The organism is Rhodoferax sp. P1_F3 (assembly GCF_056405715.1).
This window is the reverse complement of sequence record NZ_JBFUBO010000031.1, coordinates 1-3,235: the sequence shown is the minus strand read 5'-3', so window position 1 is coordinate 3,235 and position 3,235 is coordinate 1. Positions and strand designations below refer to the sequence as shown.

Annotated in this window: 2 protein-coding genes and 1 pseudogene; all 3 read right to left on the bottom strand. The window is 56.3% G+C overall.

Annotation, left to right across the window (positions count from 1 at the left end):
* A pseudogene (locus AC1DZ5_RS21455) lies at positions 1 to 245 on the bottom strand (two-component system response regulator); the annotation flags it as partial.
* Positions 242 to 1,921 carry a PAS domain-containing protein gene (locus AC1DZ5_RS21450; RefSeq protein WP_477892830.1) on the bottom strand — a complete coding sequence of 560 codons (1,680 nt, stop codon included), beginning with the start codon at positions 1,919 to 1,921 and terminating at the stop codon, positions 242 to 244. The pseudogene AC1DZ5_RS21455 and the gene AC1DZ5_RS21450, both read right to left, overlap by 4 nt.
* Positions 1,922 to 2,062: 141 nt before the next feature.
* Positions 2,063 to 3,235, bottom strand: a 1,173-nt coding sequence (locus AC1DZ5_RS21445) for an ATP-binding protein (RefSeq protein WP_477892828.1), incomplete at its 5' end; no start/stop codon positions are given.

Genomic DNA, 3,235 nt, shown 5'->3' with positions numbered 1-3,235 from the left:
GCATAGGGCTGGTTGTTCTGCAATGCCTCTTGCACCATCACCAACGCCTCTTGGCCCTGGTAGGCGCTATCCAACGTAAATCCGGCTGCGGATGCCTTGGCCGAGGTGCCGAACAGTGCGGATTCGAAGTCGTCCAGTTCAGCCGTTGCTGTCGCGGTGGCTGGCAGCAGAATCCTGCGGTAGTCCTCGTGGATGGCAGGCATATCGTCTGCCAAGAGAATGCGTCGATTGTGTTGCTCGCTCATGGCGCCTCCTCAGGCATTTCGAAAGGAAGTTCAAGCGTAAACACCGCTCCGGTACCCAGTCCATCGCTGTGAGCGGTTAGCGTTCCGCCCATTTCACGCGCGGCGTTCACTGCGCTATGCAACCCGAATCCATGTCCGGTCTTTTTGGTGGTGAACCCGTGCGCGAACACCTTGGCCAGGGTTTCTGGTGCGATGCCCATTCCGTTGTCCGTGACACGGATACGTAGGCGCTGGCCCGCTGCCACATCCACCTGCAGCGTGAGCTTGGGCTCGTCCACACCCTCCATGGCCTGCTGGGCATTGCCGATCAGATTCACCAGTATCTGCAGTATCCTGCCCTTATTCAATGGCAGGTCGGGAACTGGCGCAATGTCTTGCTCCACCACCACGTGGCGACGCGCCAGCGCATCGGCGTTGATCTTCAGTGCATCTTTCACCAGTTCACCGATCTGAACCGTCTCCAGCAACATGGAGGCTCCCGCATGGGCTTGCTGTGCGGCAATGATTTCCTTGATGTGGTCGACGTTCTTGGTCAGCGCCACCAACTCCTCGATGGCGCCACGCTGCTCCGCCACCAGCACAGGCGCTAATTGGCGCAGGTAGCCGGGAAGCATCTTGCCTTTTGCGTCCGACGCCAGAAACTCAACCAAGTCATCGGAATGCTCGTCCATCAGCTGCACGGCCCGTGTCAGCCCCGGCATCTTGGACGCTCTGAGGTGGGACAGAATCAGCGCCGCCGAAACATTCACGCTGTTGAGCACATTGCCCACGTTGTGCAACACATTGATGGCGATCTCGGCCATTCCGGCCAGGCGCGAGGCTTCGAGCAACTGTTTGTGCACCTCGGCGATCTGGCGCTCGGCTTCCTTCAGATCAGAGATGTCCTTGGTGATGCCGAAGGTGCCAATAATCTGCCCCTCGCGGTTGCGCAGCGGCATCTTCGTCGTCAAGCCCCAGGAATCGGGGCGCCCGTCCTGCCAGGTTTCTTTTTCCACCTTGTTGATCATCGGCACGCCGGTACGGATGATTTCCTGCTCGTCCTCAAACGCCGGGCGGGCGTGCTCCTCGGAAAAGACATCGAAATCCGATTTACCCACCAGCCCGTCGGGGGTGGACATGCCAAACTGCAGGGCCTGGGCGGTGCTGGATCTGATAAAACGGGACTCGGTGTCTTTGAAATAGATGTGGTCCGGGGAGTTGTCCAGCAGCGCCCTGAGCAGGTCACGCTCGTTGACCCGCATTTCGTCTTTTTGCCTGTGCAGGGTGATGTCAAACATGACCCCTTGGGTGCCAATGATCGCCTTGTCAGGCCCCAACACTGCGGATTCGATCACTTGAAAATGCTGCGGCTGGCCACCCGCGTCGATCCTCACTTCCTCTCGCGAAGTCTGGTTCCCGGTTTGTATGGTCTGCGCATGCTGAAGAGCTTCCTGCGCAGCGAGTTCTGGCCGCCACATTGTTTGCGAACTGTGCGATATGGCGGCGGCAATCTCGGTGGCGGTTTTCCCCAAAATCTGATCCGCCGCAGTGGCCTTGAGTTGGCAAAACCACGAATTGATGAAGACAAACCGTCCGGCGGTATCCTTGCGAAAAATGCCAATAGGCAACTGCTCGACGATTGGCGTTATTTCGTTCGACGGTGTTGAACTCGTGAAAGAGGTAGCTTGCGTTTGCATAGTTGAGGACTCAAAGTTTGTCAAAACAACGCGAGGAAGTCAGCATGTTTCTCAAATCACGACAAATGGTACTTAACCGAAATTACTCCATTTAGGCTTGTAGCGCACTTTGCGAATGCAACTGAATTTTTTGAGTGCTGTTCAGGTATCGACAATCGGTGTAGTGTCTTCCGACGCCAGCATCCGACGTATTGGCAGCGTTACGCGAAACTTAGTGCCTTGGCCCACTATGCTTTCCACGTCAATGCGCCCTTGATGCTTTTGCACGATCCCGTAGGACAAGGACAGTCCGAGGCCGGTTCCCTTGCCCACCGGTTTGGTGGTAAAGAACGGCTCGAAAATACGCTTGAGCGTGTCCGGTGGGATGCCAGTGCCATTGTCAGCCACCTCCAGCCATACCTGCTCATCCAAGGAGCCCGTACGTATAGTGATGCGTCCATGCGCATCGCCCATGGCGTGCGCTGCGTTTACCACCAGATTCATCACTACCTGGTTAATCTGAGAGGGTAGGCATTCGACGTTAGGAATATCGCCATATTCCTTGACGACCTCAGCCTTGTATTTGACCTCACTGGCTATCACGTTCAAGGTTGAGTCAATACCCTTGTGCAGATCGGCCCATTCCCATTCCGGTGTCGAATCCACCCGCGAGAAATCCTTCAGGTCCTGCACAATCTGCCGCACGCGCACGAGTCCTTGTTGCGACTCGCGCATCAGCACGGGGATATCTTCCTTCAAAAAATCCAGTTCAATCTCTTCGCGCAACTTCTGCAGCCTGGTGGCAATCTCGGACGTCGATACGCTTATCTCGGCATTTTCATAGGCATCAAGCATTTGGAAAAGCTGCACCAAGTAGCCCTGCAACGTGCCGAAGTTCGAAAAAACGTAGCCAATGGGGTTGTTGATCTCATGTGCCACACCGGCCGCCAGCTGACCGATGGAAGCGAGCTTTTCCGATTGCACCAGCTGACTTTGGAGGTGTTTGCGCTCCTCAATCTCCTGCTGCAATGCCTCGTTGATAGCGCGCAGTTCGCCCGTGCGCTCGCGCACCGCATCTTCCAGCTGCGCAAGCTGTTCGGACGCATCTTGCGCCATCTGCCATTTGGCAGCCAACGAGGATGCCAGCTGGTATACCTCAATGGGATCAAATGGTTTTTTCAGAACCAGCAAGCGATCACGTGCGTCCAGGCGTTCGAAGACTTCGTTCCATGACTGGTCGGCATACGCGGTGCAAATCACGATCTGCAGACGAGGATCGACCAGCCATAGCTGTTCGATGGTTTCAACGCCGTCCCATCCCGGGGGCATGCGCAT